At 77.9% G+C, this 1,671-nt stretch carries 1 protein-coding gene; it reads left to right on the top strand.

What is annotated here, in order from left to right; translation table 11 throughout:
• The coding region (locus AA75_RS24310) for a serine/threonine-protein kinase (RefSeq protein ID WP_149038343.1) at positions 1–1,505 on the top strand (1,505 nt) is incomplete at its 5' end.
• Positions 1,506–1,671 lie beyond the last annotated feature (166 nt).

The following is a 1,671-nucleotide window of genomic DNA, read 5'->3' as shown; positions in this document are numbered from 1 at the left end:
CGGGCGGACGGACGGTGGCGGTCAAGGCGGTGCACGGCGAGCTGGCGGCGGACGCCGAGTTCCGCACCCGGTTCCGCCAGGAGGTCGAGGCGGCGCGCCGGGTCGGCGGCCACTGGACGGCCCCGGTGCTGGACGCCGATACCGACGGCCCCCGGCCCTGGGTCGCCACCGGCTACGTGGCGGGGCCGGCGCTGGGCGCGGCGGTCCGCGAGTTCGGGCCGCTGCCGGTGTCCGCCGTCCGGGCCCTCGGTTCGGGGCTGGCCGACGCGCTGGCCGCGGTGCACGGCCTCGGTCTGGTGCACCGGGACGTCAAGCCGTCCAACGTGCTGCTGGCGCTGGACGGTCCGCGTCTGATCGACTTCGGCATCGCCCGGGCGCTGGACGCGGCGACCGCGCTGACCAGGTCGGGTTTCGTGATCGGCTCGCCCGGGTTCATGTCCCCCGAGCAGGCCCAGGGGCAGACCGCTGGTCCGGCCGGTGACGTCTTCTCGCTCGGCGCGGTGCTCGCGTACGCGGCCACCGGGGCCGCGCCGTTCGGTGAGGGGATCAGCGCGGCGGTGCTGCTGTACCGGGTGCTCCACGAGGCGCCGGACCTGACCGGTCTCGATGCGTCCCTGCGTGAGGTGGTCGGCGCCTGCCTGGCGAAGGAGCAGGCCGACCGGCCGACGCCGGAGCAGTTGCGGGACCGGCTCGCGGACGGTGCCGCACCGGGCGCGCGGGCGGGGTGGCTGCCGCCCGCGGTGTCGGAGTCGGTGGCACGGCTGGCGGTCGAGCTGCTCGGTCTGGAGTCCGCGGGCGACCACCCGGCGGCGGAACGCTCGGGGCCCGTGACCGAGTTGGACACCCCGGCACCGCCGGTGGACCGGCCGGTGGCTGACCGGCCGCCGACGGGCCCGGCCGGCCCTGTCGGCCCTGTCGGCCCCGACGGGCTCGGCCGGGGGCGGCGGCTGACGGTGCCTGCGCTGGTCGCGGGCGGTGTGCTGATCGCGGCCGCCGCGGCCGGGGCGGCGCTCTGGTACGCGGGGGACGGCGGTCCGGGCGGCCGTTCCTCGGCGGACGGGTCGGTGACGGGAGGGTCCGCCGCACTGTCGCCGTCGCCGTCCGGTTCGCCGTCCCCTTCTCCCTCGCCGTCGCCGTCGCCGAGCCCGTCTCGCCCGGCCGGGGTGGTGCCGGCGGTCTTCCTGGGGACCTGGCAGGGCGTGGTGACCACCACCGGCGGGCAGAAGGTCACCGCCACCTACCGCATCCAGCTGGTCCAGGGCCAGATCGGCGACACCGTGGGGCGGGCCGCCACCACGACGGCCGGGGGTGTCAGCTGCGGCGCGGCCTCGATCCTGGTGACGGCCTCGGAGCAGACCCTGGTGGTCGCTGAGTCGCTGACCACCAGCGGTTCGGGGTGCGGCGCGGAGGTGGCCGAGCAGGTCACGTTCGACCTGGAGGCCGACGGGCGCCTGCTGGTGAAGCAGGAGGGGTTCGCCGACAGCCACCTCAGCAGACAGCCGTGACCGGCCGCGCCATGACCGCCCGGGCCGTGACCGCCCGGGCCGTGACCGCCAGGTCCTGACGCCGCCGCCCGGGCACCGCCGCCGTCAGGTCCTGGCGGCGCGTGGGCCCCGGCGGGCGGCGCGGCGGGGGCGGCGGGTGCCGGGGGTGGCCAGGCCCAGGGTGAGG

Source organism: Kitasatospora sp. MBT63, from assembly GCF_000710465.2.
Taxonomy (GTDB): domain Bacteria; phylum Actinomycetota; class Actinomycetes; order Streptomycetales; family Streptomycetaceae; genus Kitasatospora.
The sequence above is the reverse complement of the archived record's forward strand: the minus strand, read 5'-3'. Positions and strand labels throughout refer to the sequence as shown.